This is a genomic window from Nocardiopsis baichengensis YIM 90130, from assembly GCF_000341205.1.
Lineage (GTDB): Bacteria > Actinomycetota > Actinomycetes > Streptosporangiales > Streptosporangiaceae > Nocardiopsis_A > Nocardiopsis_A halophila.
In genome coordinates, this window is the sequence record NZ_ANAS01000005.1 from 530411 (window position 1) to 550734 (window position 20324).

The 20324-nt window shown below is 72.9% G+C and carries 19 protein-coding genes; 13 read left to right on the plus strand and 6 right to left on the minus strand.

The genetic code is table 11. From position 1 onward, the window contains the following. Nucleotides 1-119: 119 nt before the first annotated feature. The 7 genes from C892_RS0106035 (at nt 120) to C892_RS0106065 (ending at nt 8477) form a co-directional block, all read left to right on the plus strand. Nucleotides 120-620 (plus strand): FHA domain-containing protein FhaB/FipA, encoded by a 501-nt coding sequence (locus tag C892_RS0106035; protein WP_017539862.1) that lies wholly within the window; start codon nt 120-122, stop codon nt 618-620. After that, on the plus strand, nt 617-1975 hold the full coding sequence (locus tag C892_RS0106040; protein ID WP_017556487.1) for a Stp1/IreP family PP2C-type Ser/Thr phosphatase: 1359 nt from the start codon (nt 617-619) through the stop codon (nt 1973-1975). Before C892_RS0106035 ends, C892_RS0106040 begins: the two co-directional genes overlap by 4 nt. Continuing rightward, on the plus strand, nt 1972-3405 hold the full coding sequence (locus tag C892_RS0106045) for an FtsW/RodA/SpoVE family cell cycle protein (protein WP_017556488.1): 1434 nt from the start codon (nt 1972-1974) through the stop codon (nt 3403-3405). The genes C892_RS0106040 and C892_RS0106045 overlap by 4 nt, the downstream gene beginning before the upstream one ends. Then, a complete protein-coding gene (locus C892_RS0106050; RefSeq protein ID WP_017556489.1) occupies nt 3402-4838 on the plus strand; it encodes a peptidoglycan D,D-transpeptidase FtsI family protein in 1437 nt (478 codons plus the stop codon). The genes C892_RS0106045 and C892_RS0106050 overlap by 4 nt, the downstream gene beginning before the upstream one ends. Continuing rightward, entirely contained in the window at nt 4835-6298 is a 1464-nt protein-coding gene (locus tag C892_RS0106055) for a serine/threonine-protein kinase (RefSeq protein WP_026124163.1), read from the plus strand. The genes C892_RS0106050 and C892_RS0106055 overlap by 4 nt, the downstream gene beginning before the upstream one ends. 45 nt (nt 6299-6343) lie before the next feature. Then, entirely contained in the window at nt 6344-8152 is a 1809-nt protein-coding gene (gene pknB / locus C892_RS0106060) for a Stk1 family PASTA domain-containing Ser/Thr kinase (RefSeq protein WP_017556490.1), read from the plus strand. A gap of 64 nt (nt 8153-8216) precedes the next feature. Further along, complete coding sequence (locus C892_RS0106065; protein ID WP_017539867.1) at nt 8217-8477, plus strand: cell division protein CrgA; 261 nt, start codon at nt 8217-8219, stop codon at nt 8475-8477. A 207-nt stretch (nt 8478-8684) separates the two neighbouring features. Here C892_RS0106065 and C892_RS0106070 read toward each other — a convergent pair whose 3' ends face one another. Further along, nucleotides 8685-9593, minus strand: coding sequence for a rhomboid family intramembrane serine protease (locus tag C892_RS0106070; RefSeq protein WP_017556491.1), 909 nt, complete (start codon nt 9591-9593; stop codon nt 8685-8687). 7 nt (nt 9594-9600) lie between these two features. Then, entirely contained in the window at nt 9601-10125 is a 525-nt protein-coding gene (locus C892_RS0106075; RefSeq protein WP_026124164.1) for a peptidylprolyl isomerase, read from the minus strand. A 333-nt stretch (nt 10126-10458) separates the two neighbouring features. Here C892_RS0106075 and C892_RS0106080 point away from each other — a divergent pair, with 333 nt between their 5' ends. Both C892_RS0106080 and C892_RS0106085 read left to right on the plus strand, forming a co-directional pair. Beyond that, on the plus strand, nt 10459-11019 hold the full coding sequence (locus tag C892_RS0106080; protein WP_017556493.1) for a hypothetical protein: 561 nt from the start codon (nt 10459-10461) through the stop codon (nt 11017-11019). 144 nt (nt 11020-11163) lie between these two features. Further along, nucleotides 11164-12378 carry an MFS transporter gene (locus C892_RS0106085; protein WP_017556494.1) on the plus strand — a complete coding sequence of 405 codons (1215 nt, stop codon included), beginning with the start codon at nt 11164-11166 and terminating at the stop codon, nt 12376-12378. Here the strand turns inward: C892_RS0106085 and C892_RS0106090 are convergent. The 3 genes from C892_RS0106090 to C892_RS0106100 form a co-directional block, all read right to left on the minus strand. Beyond that, on the minus strand, nt 12347-12928 hold the full coding sequence (locus tag C892_RS0106090; protein ID WP_040685313.1) for a TetR/AcrR family transcriptional regulator: 582 nt from the start codon (nt 12926-12928) through the stop codon (nt 12347-12349). The two genes, C892_RS0106085 and C892_RS0106090, sit on opposite strands and share 32 nt — an antisense overlap. A 97-nt stretch (nt 12929-13025) precedes the next feature. Beyond that, nucleotides 13026-13622, minus strand: coding sequence for a DUF1707 and DUF4870 domain-containing protein (locus tag C892_RS0106095; protein WP_239647273.1), 597 nt, complete (start codon nt 13620-13622; stop codon nt 13026-13028). Between the two features lie 161 nt (nt 13623-13783). Next, nucleotides 13784-14578 (minus strand): VOC family protein, encoded by a 795-nt coding sequence (locus C892_RS0106100; protein ID WP_017556496.1) that lies wholly within the window; start codon nt 14576-14578, stop codon nt 13784-13786. A 176-nt stretch (nt 14579-14754) separates the two neighbouring features. On the opposite strand from C892_RS0106100, the gene C892_RS0106105 reads away from it, so the two are divergent. From C892_RS0106105 to C892_RS0106120, 4 genes are read left to right on the plus strand one after another with little or no spacing between them, the layout of a single operon-like run. Then, a complete protein-coding gene (locus tag C892_RS0106105) occupies nt 14755-15279 on the plus strand; it encodes a hypothetical protein (protein WP_026124166.1) in 525 nt (174 codons plus the stop codon). Then, the gene (locus C892_RS0106110; protein ID WP_017556498.1) at nt 15276-16121 is read left to right on the plus strand and encodes a DUF4097 family beta strand repeat-containing protein; all 846 of its coding nucleotides are present in this window, start codon (nt 15276-15278) and stop codon (nt 16119-16121) included. Before C892_RS0106105 ends, C892_RS0106110 begins: the two co-directional genes overlap by 4 nt. A gap of 33 nt (nt 16122-16154) precedes the next feature. After that, nucleotides 16155-17114: an ABC transporter ATP-binding protein gene (locus C892_RS0106115; protein WP_026124168.1), complete on the plus strand. Its 960-nt coding sequence runs from the start codon at nt 16155-16157 to the stop codon at nt 17112-17114. Nucleotides 17115-17116: 2 nt separating this feature from the next. After that, on the plus strand, nt 17117-17911 hold the full coding sequence (locus tag C892_RS0106120; protein WP_017556500.1) for an ABC transporter permease: 795 nt from the start codon (nt 17117-17119) through the stop codon (nt 17909-17911). Nucleotides 17912-17933: 22 nt separating this feature from the next. Here the strand turns inward: C892_RS0106120 and C892_RS0106125 are convergent, their stop codons facing one another. Beyond that, the gene (locus C892_RS0106125) at nt 17934-20324 is read right to left on the minus strand and encodes an ATP-binding cassette domain-containing protein (RefSeq protein WP_017556501.1); all 2391 of its coding nucleotides are present in this window, start codon (nt 20322-20324) and stop codon (nt 17934-17936) included.

Sequence of the window (20324 nt, forward strand, 5' to 3'; positions counted from 1 at the left end):
GACCAGGAGCTTCCGGTCCGTTGGGTTTTTCCGACACGATCTCCTAGGGTTCGGGCCGAGAGAACGCGGCGGCGCCGGCGCCGCCCGCCAGAGCACGACAGGGGCTGAAGAGCAGTTCGATGTCCGACTTGACCCTCATGCTGATCAAGATCGCCTACCTGGCGGGGCTTTGGCTGTTCGTCTTCATGGCGGTCGGCGTCATCCGCACCGACCTGCTCGGCGCCCCCGCCAAGTCCAAACGGCGCTCCCGATCCTCCCCCTCCGGCCAGGACGCCACGAGCGCCCCCCGGCGCCCCGCCGCCCCCAAGGCCCCGCGCGGGCGCCGCAACGAGCCGCGCTCCCTCGTGGTCACCAAGGGCCCGTTGGCCGGCAACTCCCTCCCCCTCGGCCCCCACCCGATCCTCATCGGCCGCGCCAAGGACGCCACCCTCGTCATCAACGACGACTACGCCTCCGGCCGGCACGCGCGGATCTACTCCGAGAACGGCCGCTGGTTCGTCGAGGACATGGGCTCGACGAACGGAACCTACCTCGGCCAGCAGAGGCTGACCCGCCCCCAGCCCGTCTCGGTGGGGCAACCCATCCGCATCGGCAAAACGGTCCTGGAACTGCGCAAATGACAATCGCTCTCCGCTACGCGGCGTACTCCGACGTAGGGTGCCTCCGCGAAGGCAACGAAGACTCCGGCTACGCCGGGCCGTACCTGCTCGCGGTCGCCGACGGGATGGGCGGGCACGCCGGGGGCGAGATCGCCAGCGCCATGGCGATCTCGGCCCTGATGCCGCTCGACGACGACGTCCCCTCCACCGAGAACATGACGGACGCGCTGCAGCGCGCCGTCGAGGCCGCCAACACCACCCTGGCCCAGCGTGTCCGCGAGGAGCCGCGGCTGGAGAACATGGGCACCACCCTGACCGCGATGCTGTGGTCGGGCGCCCGGGTGGCCATGATCCACATCGGCGACTCCCGCGCCTACCTGCTGCGCGACGGTGAGTTCGGGCAGATCACCCACGACCACACCCTGGTGCAGACCCTCGTGGACGAGGGCAAGATCACCGAGGAGGAGGTCGCCACCCACCCCCAGCGCTCCCTGCTGCTGCGCGCCCTGGACGGCCGCTCCCAGGTCGACCCCGACATCGCGATCAGCGAGGCGCGCCCCGGCGACCGCTACCTGCTCTGCTCCGACGGGCTGTCCGGGGTGGTCAGCGCCGCCACCATCAAGGAGACCCTGGAGGCCGAGCGCAGCCCGGACGCGGCCGCGCGGCGCCTGATCGACCTGGCCAACCGCGGCGGCGGCCCGGACAACATCACCGCGGTGGTCGCCGACGTCATCGACAGCGCCACCGACCCGGTCGGCCCCACCCGGGACGCGGCCGTGGTCGGCGCCGCCGACCAGCGCCGCGAGCCGGCCATGACGCCGGACACCCCCGCCGGCCGGGCCCAGGGCCTGAACCGCTCGGCCGGGGACACCGCCGAGATGACCCGGCCCCCCGGGATGGGCTCCGACGCGCCCCCCGGGGACGAGGACGACGAGGCGCCGCGGCCCCGGCGCTGGTGGCCCATGGTCACCGCGTTCCTGGTCGTGGTCGCCCTGATCGCCGGCGCCGGCTGGTACCTGGGCACCTCCTACCTGAACGGCCGGTACTTCATCGGCGTCTCCGAGGAGGGCGGCACCGTCGGCCTGTACCAGGGCATCAACACCGACGTGGCCGGCTACCGGCTCGCCGAGCAGATCGAGGACACCGGCATCGCGCTGGACGCGCTGCCCACCACCGAGCGCGGCGCGGTCGAGCGCACCATCGAGTTCTCCGACCGGGGCGAGGCCGACTCCCAGGTCGAGGAGCTGCGCACCGCCGCCGACCAGTGCGGCAGCGACCCCGAGTGCAGCGGTGAGGACACCGGTGCCGCCGACTCCTCCGAGGACTCGGCCGAGAACACCCGCACCTCCGACGATCCGTCCGGAGAGCCCCGGTGAGCGCCGCGTCGAACAGCCTCGCGCTCCCGCCGGTCAAGCGGCGCAACGCCGAGCTGGCCATGACCCTGCTGGCCATCGGCCTGACCCTGTACGCCCTGATCGAGACCGGGCTGACCCGCAACGGCGAGATGCCGCCCCAGCTGTTCCTCTACGGCGGGCTGTTCGGCGGGCTCGCCCTGCTGGCGCACGTGTTCATCCGCTTCTTCGCGCCCTGGTCCGACCCGCTCCTGCTGCCCATCGCCACCCTGCTCAACGGGCTGGGCATCGCGATGCTGTGGCGCCTGGAGCAGGGGGAGATCGAGGGCGCCGGCCCGATGAACCAGCTCATCCTGACCGCCGCGAGCATGGCGGTCTTCGCCGGCATCATCTTCTTCCTCAAGGAACCGCGCACCCTCCAGCGCTACCCCTACCTGATGGCGCTCGCCGCCGTGGTGCTCCTGCTGCTCCCGCTCCTGCCGGGCATCGGCATGACGGTCAACGGCGCCCGGCAGTGGGTCAACCTGGGCTTCACCAGCCTGCAGCCCTCGGAGTTCGCCAAGATCGCGCTGGTCATCTTCCTGTCCGGCTACATGGTGAGCAAGCGCGACGTGCTCTCGCTCGCCAGCAAGCAGGTCAAGGTCGGCCGGTTCAAGATCCTGGACCTGCCGCGCATGCGCGACATGGCGCCGATGGCCGTCATGTGGGGCTTCTGCATCATCGTCCTGGTCATCCTGATGAACGACCTGGGCACCTCGCTGATGCTGTTCGGCACCTTCCTGGCGATGATCTACGTGGCCACGCACCGGTCGTCGTGGATCGTGATCGGCCTGGCCGCCTTCTTCGGGGCGTGCGCGCTGCTCTACCCGTTCGTGCACCACTTCCGGGTCCGCATGGTGACCTGGCTCAACGCCTTCGACCCGGAGGTGTACTGCACCGACGCCGCGCTGGCCAACCCGGACGCCTTCTGCAACACCGCCGGCAACAGCCAGCAGCTCGTTCGCGGCCTGTTCGCGATGGCCGAGGGCGGGATGACCGGCACCGGCCTCGGCGGCGGCAAGCCCGGCTTCGTCTACGAGGTGCAGAACGACTTCATCTTCACCGCCTTCGGTGAGGAGCTCGGGCTGACCGGCGTCATGGTCATGCTGCTGGCCCTCACCCTGCTGGTGGAGCGGGGCATGCGCATCGCGCTGGCCTCCAAGGAGCTGTTCATCAAGATGTTCGCCTCGGGCATCTCGTTCCTGATCGGCTTCCAGACGTTCGTCGTCATCGGCGGCGTCACCCGGGTCATCCCGATGACCGGTGCGACCATCCCGTTCGTCGCCAAGGGCGGATCGGCGCTGCTGTCCAGCTGGGTCATGCTGGCCCTGCTGATGCGCATGAGCAACAACGCCCGCAAGCCCGCCCCGCAGGCCATCCAGGACGAGGGCGCGACCCAGGTGATCCAACGATGAACACGCCCATCCGCAGGCTCGCGATCTTCAGCATGGCGCTGTTCGGCGTCCTGCTGCTCAACGTCACCTGGATCCAGGCGTTCCAGGCCGAATCGCTGCGCAACCACCCCTTCAACTCCCGGCAGTACATCGACGTCCTGACCAACCCGCGCGGCCCGGTGCTGATCGGCAGCGAGGAGGTCGCCTACTCCGAGCCGGTGAGCGAGGACAGCGACCAGTACCAGCGGCACTACCCTGCCAACGGGCTCTACGCGCACGCCGTGGGCACCTTCCCGATCCGCACCGAGGGTGTGGAGAAGACGGAGAACTCGCTGCTGGACGGCAGCGACGAGCGGCTGGCCGTGCGCAACTTCATGGACACGATCACCGGCGCCGAGACGCAGGGCGCCAGCGTGGAGCTGACCATCGACCCCGCCGCCCAGCAGGCGGCCATGGACGGCTTCGAGTCGCTGGGCAAGAACGGCGCGGCGGTCGCGCTCGACCCGGAGTCCGGCGCCATCCTGGGCCTGTACTCCAACCCGACGTACGACCCCAACGGGGTGAGCAGCCTCACCGAGACCGAGGCGGCGAACTCCCGGTGGGAGGAGCTGACCGAGGACGAGCGCAAGCCGGTGCTCAACCGGGCCCTCCAGGAGCGCTACCCGCCGGGCTCCACCTTCAAGGTGGTCACCGCGGCCGCCGCGCTGGAGAACGGCGCCGACCCCGACTCCACGATGGACGCCCCGGCCAGCATCGACCTCGGCGCCCCGCTGCCCAACGCCTGGGACGGGCCGTGCAACGGGGGGCAGCCCGACCCCCTGGCCCACTCCATCGAGCAGTCCTGCAACACCTCGATGGCCAACTGGGCCATCGAGCTCGGCGCGGACAAGATGACCGCGCAGGCCGACGCCTTCGGGTTCAACCAGGGGGAGATGGACGTCCCGATCCCCGTGCTCGGCAGCAACTACCCCAACGAGACCGACCGGAACCTGCTCGGGCGCTCGGGCATCGGGCAGGCCGACGTCGAGGCGACCCCGCTGCAGATGGCGATGGTCGCCGCCGGCGTCGCCAACGACGGCGACGTCATGAAGCCCTACCTGGTCGACTCGGTCAAGGACTCCGACCTGTCCACGATCGAGGGCCACACGCCCGAGAAGCTCTCCACCGCGGTCAGCGGCCGGACCGCCGACGACCTCACGGACATGATGGTCCTGGTGACCGAGGGCGAGGACGCCTCCGGCAGCCAGGGCGCCATCCCCGGCATGCAGGTGGCGGGCAAGACCGGCACCGCCGAGACCGGCAGCGGCCCCACGCACAACTGGTTCATCTCCTTCGCGCCCGCAGACGACCCCCAGGTGGCGGTGGCCGTCGTGGTCGAGCACGGCGGCCAGAGCGGCGGCGTCCTCGCCGCCCCCATCGCCAAGGGCATCATGGAAGCTGTGATCAACGAGTGAGCGACAACGACCCCGGTGGCGCCGCCGACGACCCCACGGGCTTGTCGGGCACCGTCCTCAGCGGCCGCTACCAGCTCGACGAGCAGATCGGCTCCGGCGGCATGGGCACGGTCTGGCGCGCCACCGACACGCTCCTGAACCGCCCGGTGGCGGTCAAGCTGCTGCACCCGGCGCAGATGGCCGAGCCCACCTCGCGCGAGCGGTTCCGCACCGAGGCGCGCATCACCGCCGGGCTGTCCCACCCCGGCATCGCCCAGGTCTACGACTACGGCGAGCAGGACGACCGGGCGTTCCTGATCATGGAGCTGGTCCCCGGCGAACCGCTCTCCTCCATCCTCAAGCGCAACGAGGGCCTGGAGCCCGGCGTCACGACGGACATCGTCGCCCAGGCCGCGGCCGCGCTGGCCGCCGCGCACGCCCGCGGGGTGGTGCACCGCGACATCAAGCCGGGCAACCTGCTGGTCACCGACGACGGCACGGTCAAGCTCACCGACTTCGGCATCGCCCGCGGCGAGGAGTCGGTGACGCTCACCCAGACCGGCATGGTGATGGGCACCGCCCAGTACATCTCCCCCGAGCAGGCCTCCGGCCGCCCCGCCACGCACGCCTCGGACATCTACGCCCTGGGCGTGGTGGCCTACGAGTGCCTGGCCGGGCAGCCGCCGTTCACCGCCGACAGCCCCCTGGCGCTGGCCCTGGCGCACACCCGCGAGCCGCCCCCGCCGCTGCCCGCGCACCTGCCGGCGCCGCTGGCCGACCTGGTGCTGGCGCTGCTGGCCAAGGACCCCGCGGACCGGCCCGAGTCGGCCGGGGAGGTGGCCCGCGCGGTGCAGACGCTGCGCCGCGCCGCCGAGGAGCTGGGCGCCACCACCGCCATGGACCTGACCGACCCCACGCGCACCGTGGTGGCGAACCCGTCGGCCCAGCGCACCGCCACGGGGTCCTGGTCCGCGGACCGGGAACGCTCCTCGGATAGGGTGGCCCGCGGATCCGGCGGCCTGCGCGCCCGCCTCCCGCTGGTGATCGCGGCCGTGGTCGCGGCGGTGGCGGTGGTGGTCGGCGTGGCGTTCGCCGGAGCCTACTGGAACGAAGGCGGCCAGGAGGGGCGCAGCGTCGGCAACGAGCAGCGGGACGGCTCGCCCTCGCCGACCCCCTCCGAACCCTCGCAGGAACAGACGCAGCAGCAGACGCAGGACGACGCGACCGGGACCGGCCAGGGCGGGGACGGCGGATACGTCCCGCCCGAGAACGGCGGGGAGGCTCCGGTCACCGAGGAGCCGCCGCCCACCGAGAACCCGGAGACCACGCCGCCGCCCGATACCGGTTCCCCGGACGAGGGCACCGACCCCGGCGGCGGGGACACGCCCCCGCCGGACGGGGGCGACGACGACACCGGCGGCGGCGAGGAACCCGGGGGCGACGAACCCGGCGACGGCGGGGACGCCGGCGAAGGACCCTGACCCGACGACCCGGCCACCGCGACGACACAAGGAACTGTTCAGCACATGTCACAGCCACGGCTCTTCGGCGGACGCTACGAGCTCGACGCCCTCATCGGGCGCGGCGGCATGGCGGAGGTCCACCGCGCCCGCGACCTGCGCCTCGACCGGCTGGTGGCCGTGAAGACGCTCCGCCACGACCTGGCCCGGGACCACACCTTCCAGGAGCGGTTCCGGCGCGAGGCCCAGTCGGCGGCCTCGCTGAACCATCCGTCCATCATCGCGGTCTACGACACCGGCGAGGACATCGTGGACGGCGTGCCGCTGCCGTTCATCGTGATGGAGTACGTCGACGGGCGCACCCTGAAGGAGATCCTCGACGACGGGCGGCGGCTGCTGCCCGAGCGGTGCGCCGAGATCACCGAGGGCATCCTGCGGGCGCTGGAGTACAGCCACCGCAACGGCATCGTGCACCGGGACATCAAGCCGGCCAACGTGATGCTCACCCGGCAGGCCGAGGTCAAGGTGATGGACTTCGGCATCGCGCGGGCGATGAACGACGACCAGGCCACCATGACCCAGGCCTCCCAGGTCATCGGCACGGCCCAGTACCTGTCCCCCGAACAGGCCCGCGGCGAGCGCGTCGACCCCCGCAGCGACATCTACTCCACCGGCTGCGTGCTCTACGAGCTGCTCACCGGCGGCCCGCCGTTCACCGGCGACTCCCCGGTCTCCATCGCCTACCAGCACGTGCGCGAGGACCCGGTGCCGCCGGCCGACGTCGACCCCGAGATCCCGGACTGGCTGGACGCGGTCGTGCTGCGCTCCATGGCCAAGGACCGGGACGAGCGCTACCAGAGCGCCGAGGAGATGCGCCAGGACCTGGAGCGGGGGCTGCAGGGCATGCAGCCGGCGCCCGACACCATGGCCATGGGCGCCGCCGGGTCCACCACGGCGCTGCCGCCGGTGGACGAGGACCGCGACGACTACGACGACCGGCGCGACGGCAGGGGCGGCAAGACGGCGCTGTGGGTGCTGCTGGGCCTGGCGGTCGTGGCCGCGCTCGCCCTGGCCGGGTTCCTGCTGATGAACGGCACCGGGAACGACGGCGGCGGCGGCGAGGACGAGCCCGCGAGCCTGACCGTTCCCGACGTGGCCGGGCAGTCCTTCGACGAGGCGCAGCAGACGCTGGAGGAGGAGGGCTTCACCGGGAGCGTCTCCGAGGAGAGCGAGCCCAGCGCGGACTACGACGAGGGGCAGGCCACCCGGACCGACCCGGAGGAGGGCGAGACCCTTCCCGCGGACTCCGACATCACGGTGTACATCTCCTCGGGGCCCGAGGCGGTGCAGGTGCCGTCGCTGGCCGGGATGACCGAGGAGGACGCGAAGCAGGAGCTGCAGGACCGCGACCTGTCCGTCGGCGAGGTCTCCCGCGAGGAGTCCGACGACTACGACGAGGGCGTGGTGATCCGCTCCTCGCCCGGTTCCGGGGAGGAGGCCGCGCCCGGCTCGGCGGTGGACCTGGTGGTCTCCGAGGGAACCGGGACCGTGGAGGTGCCCGACCTGGAAGGCCGCACCCAGCAGGAGGCGGCCCAGCTGCTCTCGGACGCCGGGCTCAACAGCTCCTTCCAGCAGGCCGACGACCCCGAGGCCGAGCCCGGTACGGTCATCGCCCAGGACCCGCAGTCCGGCCAGGAGGTCGAGCCGGGGAGCCTGGTGACCGTGACCCTCGCCCGTCAGCCGCAGGACCCCACGGGCCCGCCCACCGGCGACGACGGCCAGGGCGGCGACGACGGGGACGATGACGGCGGCCAGGGCGGAGACGGCGGCGAGGGCGACGAGGCCGGCGGTCTCCCGTGGGGCCGCCGGGACTGACCCGGGCGTAGACTGGTCCCCGCAACGCGCCCGTTCCGGCCGATTGGTAATTGGAGCAGCGACCGTGCCCAAGTCCCGCAACGATCGCAAGAAGAAGGCCGTCTACACGCCTCCGGCGGAAGCGGTCAAGCCCAAGGTCAGCCCGCGATGGCTGGTGCCGACGATGCTCACGTTCGGCATCGCGGGCGTGCTGTGGATCGCGACGTACTACATCGCCGGGGTGGACGGGAAGATCCCGTTCATGGCGGAACTGGGCAACTGGAACCTGGCCATCGGCTTCGGCGGGATCATCATCTGCGTCATCTTGTCCACACGCTGGCATTGAGCCCGTTTTCCCTGCTCAGTAGGGAGAATCGGACGTTTGTCCACAACCCGGCACGGTTCTGTCCACATGGTTGTCCACAGCCTGTGGGAAGATGTGTTCGACTCGCGGCGCCCCGCCGCGAGCGCATCGCCGTGCTCTGAGGCACCGGCGCGCGCACGCGGAAGGGGCGGGACCCGACGGGTCCCGCCCCTTCGCCGTCACGACCGGTCACACGATGCTGAGCAGCACCACCGTGCTCACGACCGACGCCACCGCGATCAGCAGCGTCCAGCCCCCGGCGACGACCAGGTGCGTCGCCGCCTTACGGGAGCCGCGGTCCCTCCCCGAACCCTCCCGGCCCCGGGGCAGGTAGCCGAACCCGGCCCCCAGGGCCAGGCCGGTCAGCAGCCCTCCCACGTGCGCGGTCCAGGCGATGTTCAGGCCCGGCATGAACGTGATCACCAGGTTCACCGCCAAGAGCAGCAGCACGAACCGGGTGTCCAGCCCGAGTCGGCGGCCCAGCACCAGCACCGCCCCGAAGAGGCCGAACACGGCCCCTGAGGCGCCCACCGACAGCTGCGGCTGCACGGCGCCGGACGCCACGGCCGTCACCGCGGTCACCACCAGCGTCACCGCCGAGCCGCCGAGGGCGCTGAGCACCCACAGCGCCACGTACCGCGCGTGGCCCAGCCAGGCCTCCAGCTGGCGCCCCACCACGTACAGGGCGAACGCGTTGAAGGCCAGGTGCATCAGGCCGCCGTGCAGGAACGCCGCGGTGATCATCCGGTACCACTCGCCGAGGAAGACCACGGCCAGCGCGTTCATCCCGAACAGCCCGGTGACGTCCCAGTTCGCCGATTGGACGCCGAACCCGGCCACCATCAGGCCGATGAAGGTCCAGGTGGCGTACGGGGCCGCCGTGGTGCGCCCGCCGAAGACCGTTCGGGGCGCGGGCGTGCGGCGGTTCGCCTCGGCGACGCATTCGGGACACTGGTGGCCCACCGAGGCGTCGCGCATGCAGTCCGGACAGATCCGCCGCTCGCAGCGGGTGCAGGTGATGCGGGCGGGGCGGTCCGGGTGCCGGTAGCACACCGGAGCCGCACCCGTGCCCGGGGACGGAGAGGGGTCCGCGGCCATCGGGGACCTAGCGCTCGATCTCGACGGACTCGAGGACCACGTCCTCCAGCGGCCGGTCCTGCGGGTTGGTCGCCACCTCGGAGATCGCCTGCACGATCTCGGCGCCCTCGGCGACCTCGCCGAAGATGGTGTGCCGGTTGTTCAGCCAGTCCGGGGTGCCCACGGTGATGAAGAACTGCGACCCGTTGGTGTTCGGCCCGGCGTTGGCCATCGCCAGCAGGTAGGGGCGGTCGAACTTGAGCGCGTCGTGGAACTCGTCCTTGAACTTGTAGCCGGGGCCGCCGCGCCCGTTGCCCAGCGGGTCGCCGCCCTGGACCATGAAGTTCTCGATGACCCGGTGGAAGATCGTCCCGTCGTAGAGCCTGCCGTTGCTCGGCTTGCCGGTGGTCGGGTCGACCCACTGGCGGGTCCCCTCGGCCAGTCCGATGAAGTTGTCGACCGTCTCCGGAGCCTTGTCCGCGAAGAGCGTGACGACGATCGTCCCCTGGTTGGTCTTCAGCCGCGCCTTGGGCTGTCCGTTTGCGTCGGACACCACGTGCCTTTCCATCGCCGTTGCGTACGCCCCCACGTTACCGGGCACGGGCCCCGTCCCCCGAAGGCTTCGGCGCACCGGGGCGGGAGGGGCCGGCGGGGGGAACGGGGGCGCGGTCCGGGGCGTCGGAGGGGAGAGCCGCGGAGCGTGTTGAACGCCCGGTGTCCGCCTTGGGACGCCTATGTTGATATAACGCGTGCATAACGCCCGCTCAGGCCGTACCCCGGCGGAGGGGCGCCCGCCGGTGTGAGCGGCGTGACCCCGCCCGGGCGCATGGGAACCGGCGCCAGCGGGCAGGGGGTTGTCCATATCCTTCAAGCAAAGGAGTTCACCGTGGCCATCCAGATGAAGCGTCGCAATGCGGAGCTGGACGCGGAGGCGGCCATGGCGCGTCTCCAGGAGCTCGCCCGCGAGCAGAAGGAGCGCCTTGAGCCCTACGCCGGCCAGGCGCGAGCGGGGGCCGAGCGCGGTCTTCTGCGCGCCCGCGGCTGGACCGCGCCGCGCCTGGAGACCGCCGCACTGCGTGTCGAGGACACCGTCGCCCCGCGCGTGGCCGACCTGCTCGCCACCGCCGCCCAGCGGGTGGAGCCGAACCGGACCCGCCGCGGCCTGATCGCGGCCCGCCACGGCGGCCGCCGCGTGCCCAAGGCCGTGGTGCTGGTGGGCGTGGCCGCGCTCGGCGCCGCCACCGTCTACGGCGTGATCCGCCTGCGCAAGGCCGCCCAGGACGCCGAGTGGCAGGAGAACCTGGACCAGGCCCGCGAGCAGGTCCGCGAGACCCGCGAGCAGCTGCAGTCCAAGGCCCAGGACGCCAAGGAGGCCGCCAAGGCCAAGACCGAGGAGGTCGCCGGCGTCGGCGCCGGCCCCGAGGCCGACGGCGCCGCCAAGAAGTGACCCCGGGCCCCGGGCCCGACGACCGACGGGGGCCGCCGCGAACCTTTCGCGGCGGCCCCGTCGCCGTTTCCCGGCCGTGAGTGTGACGTGGGAGACGTTTCCCCCTTCTCGAAATAGACAGACCTGTCTGTCTATACTCGCGGCATGACGTTCACCGGCACCTCCTCCCCCGCGCGGCCCCGGTTGGGCCGGCCGGTCCGGCTCGCCGCCGCGGGGACGGCCCTGATCGCCGTCACCTACGGCATCGCCCGCTTCGCCTACGGCCTGTTCGTCCCCGCCTTCCGGGACGAGTTCGGACTCGGCGCCCCGGCCGCCGGGCTCATCGCCTCCGGCGGCTACGCCGCCTACTGCGCCGCGATCGCGGTGTCCATGCTGGCCTCCGGATCCCTTCCGCCGCGCCGGGTGGCCCTGGGCGCCGGGGCGCTCGCCACCGCGGGGACCGCCCTGGTCGCCACCGCCCCCGGCCCTGCGGCGCTCGCCGCCGGCGTCCTGATCGGCGGCGCGAGCACCGGCGCGGCCTCCCCTCCGCTGGCCGAGGCGATCGCCCACCGCGTCGCCCCGCGGCTGCGGAACCGCATGCAGAACATCGTCAACGCCGGCACCGGCCTCGGGGTGGCCGTCTCCGGCCCGGTCGCGCTCGCCGCCGGGGCCCACTGGCGCCCCGCCTGGCTCGCCTTCTCGGCCCTCGCCCTGGCCGTGACCCTGTGGAACGCCCGTACCCTGCCGCCCGGCCGCACAAGGGACCCTGCCGGGCCGGAAACGGCCCGGACCCCGCTCCTGCCCTCCCCGCTCGGCCGCCGCGGTTCCGCCCGGATGCTCACCGCCGCGGCCGCCATGGGCCTCGCCGGGTCGGCGGTGTGGACCTTCGGGCGCGAACTCGCCCTCACCCACGGGGGCCTGGGCCCGACCGCCTCCGTCGCCATGTGGATCTGCCTCGGGGCCACCGGGGTCCTCGGCGCCTTCACCGGCGACCTCACCGACCGCCTGGGCCCGGCCGGCGCCTGGGCGGCGGCCATGCTCGCCGCGGCCGCCGTGACCGCCGTGCCCGCGCTGGCCCCGGGCGCGCTGCCCGGCGCCCTCGGCCCCGCCGCCCTGTTCACCGCGACCGCCCTGTTCGGCGCGGTCTACACCGCGCTCACCGGGCTCCTGCTGATGTGGGGGATCCGGCTGTACCCGGACGCGCCGTCCTTCGGCGTGGGGGCGGCCTTCCTGATGATCGCCGCCGGGCAGACCGCCGGCTCCCCGCTGGTCGGCCTGGTGGCCGACCGGGCGTCCCTGCCGGAGGCGTTCCTGGTCGCGGCCGCGGTGGCGGCGGCCGGCGCCGGGATCACCCCCGCTCGGGGCAGTGGGCGGCGATGAGCGCCTCGGCCGCGCCCCGGGCCGCCGCCATCGCCGCACCGCACCCGTGCACCACGGCGGTGACGGGGGCGCCCTCCAGGACCACGAAGAGCTGTTCGGCGAGGGCGTGCGGGTCCCGGGCACCGGTCGCGGCGGCCAGCCGGTCCAGATAGGAGCGCATCCACCGCTTGTGGTCGGCGACGACGGCGCGGGCCGGGTGGTCCGGGTCGGAGACCTCCGCGGCCGCGTTCACGAAGGCGCACCCGCGGTACTGCTCGGTCTCGCCCGCCAGCCACTCCTGCAGCGTGTCGAGGACGGCGGTGAGCCGCTCCCGCGGGTCGGTGCGGGCCTCGACCGCCGAGGCCAGGTGCTCGCGCCAGAGCGCGTCGCGCCGGCGCAGATAGGCGGCGACCAGCTCGTCCTTGGACCCGTAGTGCTTGTAGAGGGTCATCTTGGCGACACCGGAGCGCGCGATGACCGTGTCGACACCGGTGGTGTCGATGCCGTTCTCGTAGAACAGCCGGGACGCCGTGTCCAGGATCCTCTGCGCCGCCGGGCTCTGCGCGCTCATCAGGGCCTCCTCGCTCTGCACGGACTGTACAGACCCGTCTGTCTTCCAGACTACGCGCGCACGGGGGCGGGGCCGGCCGCGCCGGTCGGGGGAGGGGTCACTTGTCCTTGACCGGGCGCCAGGTGAGCGGGTACTTCCAGCCGCCGCCCAACAGCGCCACCAGCCCGGCGACGGCGGGCAGGAACACCCACCCCAGCAGGAGCAGCATCGCCGCGAGCATCGGCAGGATGAGGAAGAACAGGCCGAACCCGAGGACCGAGCCGACGAGCACGGTCAGCTGGTAGTTCAGCGCCTCCATGGCGTGCCGCCGCACGAAGGGCGAGGAGTCGCCGCGCAGCAGCAGGACCAGCAGCGGGCCGACGGGGAGCAGGAAGTAGCCGGAGGCGTGCGCGGCCGCGGACCAGACCTTGTCCTCGCCGGAGGGCCGCCCCTCGGGCGCGGCCGGCGGCTGCGGCGCGTGGGGCGCCGCCGCGGGGCCGCCGCCGGGAACCGCCAGGTCGGAGAAGAGCGGCTCCAGCTCGGCGGGGAACTTCGCCGCCATCGCGACCGAGAGCCGCTCGTCGAGCTCGGACTCGTCCAGCCGCCCCTCGGCGTAGGCCTCCTGCAGGCGCTCTGCGGCCCGGTCCCGGTCGGCATGGGTGAGCCGGATCTGCGGAACCTGCCCCGGACGCGGGATGGGATCATGCACGGCCACGTTCACTCCTCACCGCTCGCCGGATCGCCCCTGCCCCTCCATGGTGCCCGCCGCGCGCGGCGGCCCGCATCGGGGATGGCCCTGACGCGACCCTGAAGCGGGGGACGGCCCGGATTCAGCGTATCCACGGGCACCGCCCCCCGCCATCGATGCGGTACGGCTCACTCCGGCCGCGGCTGCAGCAGGACGAAGTCCGCGCCGGCCGGGTCGGTGCACACCGCGAGGCGGCCCACGCCCGGTGCGTCCTCCGGGCCCATGAGCACCCGGCCGCCGGCCGGCGCCACGGCCGCCGAGGCGGCCGCGCAGTCCTCGGTCTGGAAGACCGGGTGCCAGTCGGCGTCGCCCTGGGTCAGCGCCAGGTCGGCGGCGGCCATCTGCATCATGCCGCCGTGCATCCGCTCCTCCCCGGCGCCGGCCGGGGTGAGCAGGGTATAGGTGCCTCCGCCACCGGGCAGCTCGGTGTCCTGGAAGGACCACCCGAAGACCGCGTCGTAGAAGGCGCGGGCGCCGGCGGAGTCGGTGGTCCACAGCTCCACCCAGTCGAGGGCGCCGGGGGTGTCGGCGGCGTCGAATCCGGCGAAGTCCTGGGACTGCCAGACGGCGAACCGCCCGCCCTGCGGGTCGGTGAAGTGCGCGAGCACGCCCAGGCCCATGACGTCCATCGGTGCTACGCGGACGGCGCCGCCGGCCTTCTCCACCGCGGCGGCGGTGGCCTCGGCGTCGGGGACACAGAAGTGGACCGTCCAGGCGGACCGGGCGCCCTCCTCGGTCAGGGGGCCCAGCGCGGCGACCGTCCGGTCCTCGGACGTGAAGAAGGCGTAGCCGCCCGCGTCGGGCCCGGCGGACCGGGTCCGCCAGCCCAGGACCGCCCGGTAGAAGTCCGAGGCGGCCTGCGGATCGGGGGCGCCGAGATCGACCCAGCAGGGCGATCCGGGCAGGAAATCGGTGGTGATCATGGCGTGTGTCCTCCGCCGTCTGATCGGTGGCAGGTGCATCCGGTGCACCCGGACTGTCTCCGAGTGTGGCCCGCCCCTCCGACGATCTCGCCCTCGAATCGGCAAAGCCCGCTTGACGCCGCCATGACGCCATCAAACCCTTGACGCGACGTCAGTTGTGACACCATAGTGGCGTCATGGACCTCACACCGTATGTGGACGACCTCCGCCGCCAACTCGTGACGGCCGCCGAAGCCGGCGGGGAGGAGACCCGGGCGATCGCCGAGCGCCTGACCGCAGCCCTGGAGCCGGCCGCGCGCCTGGCCCTGCTGGACGCCCTGTCCTCCGCCGCCGAAGAGATCACCCGCGACATCGCCCCCGCCTCGGTCGAGGTCCGGCTGCGCGGCGGCCAGGCCGACTTCATCGTGACGCCGCCCCCGGCCGACCCGGCCGGCCCCGCCGGCGCCGAGGCGCCCGAACCGGCGGCGTCGCCCCGCCCGCTTCCGCCCGAGGCCGAGGACGGCGGCACCTCCCGGATCACCCTGCGCCTGCCCGACCGCCTCAAGCCGCTCGTCGAGGAGGCCGCCCGGCTCGAAGGCCTCTCGGTCAACGCCTGGCTGGTGCGCGCGGTCGGCTCCGCCCTCGGCGGCGGGACCGACCAGCCGTCCGGACGCGTCACCGGCCGCCAGGTCGGGCGCGGCTACACCGGGTGGGTCCGATGACCGACCACCGCCACCACCGCCACCACCGGAACCACAGCGAGGAGACCGCCGTGACCACGTTCGACACCCCCGGGCCCATCACCGCCGACATCGACGTCGTGGCCGGAGGCCTGCAGATCACCGCCTCCGACCGCGCCGACACCGCCGTCAGCGTCCGCCCCCTCGACCCCGGCAAGGACGCCGACGTCCGGGCCGCCGACCAGGTCCAGGTCGACTGCTCCGGTGGCCGCCTCACCGTGGCCACCCAGAAGAGCGGCCTGGGGCGGATGCTGCAGAAGGGCATGGTCGAGATCACCGTCGAGCTGCCCGCCGACTCGCACCTGCAGGTCCGCGCCGACTTCGTCAACGTCCGCGGCGAGGGCCGCCTGGGCGGCGCCCGGGTCCGGCTCTCCACCGGCAACGTCCTGCTGGACCGGCTGGCCGGGAAGGCCGAGATCACCACGGGCACCGGCCGCATCCGCGTCCAGGAGATGGACGGGACCGCCGCCCTGAAGACCACCACCGGCACCATCACCGTCGGCACGGCCACCGGCTCCCTGCACATGGCCTCGGCCACCGGCGACCTCACCGCCGACCGCGTCCTGGACTCCGTCGAGGCCAAGGCCGCCCACGGCAACATCCTGCTCGGCGAGGCGGTCCGCGGCCGCGTGGACCTGCGCTCCTCCTACGGGGAGCTGGAGGTCGGCATCCGCTCGGGCACCGCCGCCTGGATCGACGCCGCCTCCGAACACGGGACCGTGCGCAGCTCCCTGGAGGAGGCCGACGGCCCGGAGAGCTCCGAGGACACCGTCGAGGTGCACGCGCGCGCCCGCTTCGGCGACGTCGTGGTCCGCCGCGCCTGACCCGTCCGCCGAACCCCCGAGCGAAAGGCAGTGATGACACCGCCCCCCGCACGAACCGCGACCGCCGTGTCGGTCGCCGGGCTGCGCAAGTCCTACGGCGAGCAGACCGTGCTCGACGGCATCGACCTGGAGATCCCCGCCGGGAGGGTCTTCTCCCTCCTGGGCCCCAACGGCGCCGGCAAGACGACCGTGGTCAAGATCCTCACCACGCTCATCGGCGCCGACGCCGGCCGGATCGAGGTCCTCGGCCACGACCCGGCCCACGACCCCGACGCGGTGCGCGCCGGGATCGGCGTCACCGGCCAGTACCCGGCGGTCGACGGCCTGCTCACCGGCGAGGAGAACCTGAGGCTGATGGCCGACCTGCACCGCCTGGGGCGGCGCACCGGCCGGCGGCGCAGCACCGAGCTGCTGGAGCGCTTCGACCTGGCCGACGCCGCCCGCAAGCCCGCCGCCGCCTACTCCGGGGGCATGCGGCGCCGCCTGGACCTGGCGATGGGCCTGGTCGGCGAGCCCCGCCTGCTCTTCCTCGACGAGCCCACCACCGGCCTGGACCCGCGCAGCCGGCGCGGCCTGTGGGAGATCATCCGCACCCTGGCCGCCGACGGCACCACCGTCTTCCTCACCACCCAGTACCTGGAGGAGGCCGACCGGATCGCCGACCGGATCGCGGTCCTCGACCGGGGCGCCATCGCCGCCGAGGGCACCGCCGACGAGCTCAAGCGCCGGGTCCCCGGGGGCCACGTCCGGCTGCGCTTCGCCGCCGCCGACCGCCTCGACGCCGCCGCCCGCGTCCTCGGCGGCACCCGCGACGAGGAGGCCCTGGCCCTTCAGGTCCCCGGCGACGGCGGCGTCACCGGGCTGCGCTCGCTCCTGGACCGCCTCGACGCCGAGGCGATCGAGGCCGAGGAGCTGTCCGTGCACACGCCCGACCTGGACGACGTGTTCCTGGCCCTCACCGGCACCGACGACGAGCAGCGAAAGGCGGCTTGACCATGACCGCACTCACCCACGCCGTCGGCGACTCGGCGACGATGGTCGGACGCCAGGTCAAGCACCTGTGGCGCTCCCCCTCCGTCACGCTGATGCTCGTCGGGACGCCCCTGCTCCTGATGATGCTGTTCGTCTACGTCTTCGGCGACGCCATGGGCACCGGACTCGGGGGCGGCGCCTCGGGCGGGCGCGCCGCCTACCTCGAATACCTGGTCCCCGGAATCGTTCTGATGACGATCGCCTCCACCGCCCAGGGGACGGCCATCTCCGTCGCCACCGACATGACCGAGGGCATCGTGGCCCGGTTCCGCACCATGGCCATCGCCCGGGTCTCGGTGCTCACCGGCCACGTCGTCGGCAGCCTGATCCAGACGGTGCTCAGCGTCGCGGTCGTCGTCGGGGCGGCGCTGCTCCTGGGGTTCCGCCCGTCCGCCGGTCCGGGCGGCTGGCTCGCCGCGGCCGGGCTGGTGCTCCTGGCCGCCTTCGCCCTCACCTGGCTGACGGTGGCGCTCGGCCTGGCCTCGGGCAGCGTCGAGACCGCGAGCAACGTGCCGATGCCGCTGATGTTCCTGCCCTTCCTCGGCAGCGGCTTCGCACCCACCGAGACGATGCCGGCCGGGCTGCGGTGGTTCGCCGAGTACCAGCCCTTCACCCCCGTCATCGAGACCCTGCGCGGGCTGCTGGCGGGGACCGGCGCCGGGGACTCCGTACCGCTGGCGCTCGGCTGGTGCGGCGTCATCGCGCTGGGCGGCTACCTCTGGGCGAAGCGGCTGTACGGCCGCGACCCCTCGGTCTAGACGGCCGGCCGCCGGGGTCCGCTCAGGCCTTCACATAGTCCGCCAGGTGCTCCCCGGTGAGCGTGGAGCGGGCGGCGACCAGCTCGGCGGGGGTGCCCTCGAAGACCACCCGGCCGCCGTCGTGCCCGGCGCCGGGGCCCAGGTCGATGATCCGGTCGGCGTGCGCCATGACCGCCTGGTGGTGCTCGATGACGATCACCGACGTGCCGGAGTCGACCAGCCGGTCCAGCAGGGCCAGCAGCTGCTCGACATCGGCCAGGTGCAGGCCGGTGGTGGGCTCGTCGAGGATGTAGACGCCGCCCTTCTCCCCCATCCGGGCGGCCAGCTTGAGCCGCTGCCGCTCGCCGCCGGACAGCGTGGTCAGCGGCTGGCCCAGGTGCAGGTAGCCCAGGCCCACGTCGTCCATGCGGCGCAGGATCCGGTGCGCGGCGGGGGTGCGCGCCTCCCCCGCGCCGAAGAACGCCTCGGCCTCGGCCACCGACATCGCGAGCACCTCGCTGATGTCCCGCCCGCCCAGCCGGTAGTCGAGCACCGCCGCCTGGAACCGCTTGCCCTCGCACTCCTCGCAGGTGACGGCCACCCCGGCCATCACCCCCAGGTCGGTGTAGGTCACCCCGGCGCCCTTGCACTCGGGGCAGGCGCCCTCGGAGTTGGCGCTGAACAGGGACGGCTTGACCCCGTTGGCCTTGGCGAACGCCTTGCGGACCGGGTCGAGCAGGCCGCTGTAGGTGGCCGGGTTGCTGCGCCGGGAGCCGCGGATGGGGGTCTGGTCGATCTCCACCACGCCCTCGCGGCCGGCCACCGACCCGTGGATGAGCGAGCTCTTGCCCGAACCCGCCACCCCGGTCACGGCCACCAGCACCCCGAGCGGGATGTCCACGTCGACGTCGCGGAGGTTGTGGGCGCAGGCGCCGCGCACCTCCAGCGCGCCGCTGGGAGAGCGCACCGACTCCTTGAGCGCCACCCGGTCGTCCAGGTGCCGCCCGGTGACGGTTCCGGAGGCGCGCAGGCCCTCGACGGTGCCCTCGAAGCAGACGGTGCCCCCGTCCGTCCCGGCGCCCGGCCCCAGGTCGACGACGTGGTCGGCGATCGCGATCGTCTCGGGCTTGTGCTCGACGACCAGCACCGTGTTGCCCTTGTCGCGCAACCGCAGCAGCAGGTCGTTCATCCGCTGGATGTCGTGCGGATGCAGGCCGATGGTGGGCTCGTCGAAGACGTAGGTGACGTCGGTGAGCGAGGACCCCAGGTGCCGGATCATCTTGATGCGCTGCGCCTCGCCGCCGGAGAGCGTGCCCGAGGGGCGGTTGAGCGAGAGGTAGCCCAGTCCGATCTCGACGAAGGAGTCGAGGGTCCCGCCCAGTGAGGCCAGCAGCGGCGCCACCGACGGCTCGTCCAGGCCGCGCACCCAACCGGCCAGGTCGCTGATCTGCATCGCGCAGGCGTCGGCGATGCTGACGCCCTTGATCTTGGAGGAGCGGGCGGCCTCACTGAGCCGGGTGCCTCCACACTCAGGGCAGTCGGTGAAGGTGATGGCCCGGTCCACGAAGGCCCGGATGTGCGGCTGCATCGCCTCCCGGTCCTTGGACAGGAACGACTTGCGGATCCGGGGGATCAGCCCTTCGTAGGTGACGTTCACCCCGTCGACCTTGACCCGGGTGGCCTCCTTGTGCAGGAGGGCGTCCAGCTCCTTGTCCGAGTAGTCGCGGATCGGCTTGTCCGGGTCGAGGAACCCGGATCCCATGAAGATGCGGCCGTACCAGCCGTCCATCGTGTAGCCGGGGATGGTGAGCGCGCCCTCGGCGAGCGACTTGGAGTCGTCGTAGAGCTGCGTGAGGTCGAAGTCGGTGACCTGGCCGCGGCCCTCGCACCGGGGGCACATGCCGCCCAGGCGCGAGAAGGTGGCCTTCTCTGCCTTGCTCCGGTCGCCGCGCTCGACCGTGATGGCGCCGCTGGCCCGGACGGTGGCCACGTTGAAGGAGTAGGCGTTGGGCGGCCCGATGTGCGGCTCGCCGAGCCGGCTGAACAGGATGCGCAGCATCGCGTTGGCGTCGGTGGCGGTGCCCACCGTGGACCGCGGGTCGCTGCCCATGGGCTGCTGGTCGATGATGATCGCGGTGGTCAGCCCGTCGAGCACGTCCACGTCGGGGCGCGGCAGCGTCGGCATGAAGCCCTGCAGGAACGCGCTGTAGGTCTCGTTGATCAGGCGCTGCGACTCGGCGGCGACCGTGTCGAAGACCAGCGAGCTCTTGCCCGATCCGGAGACGCCGGTGAACACGGTCAGCCGGCGCTTCGGGATCTCGATGCTGACGTCTTTGAGGTTGTTCTCGCGTACGCCGTGCACGCGGATCATGTCGTGGCTGTCGGCGACATGCTGCTCGGACGGGCGCCCGTCCGTCCTCGGAGCCGTGCTCAT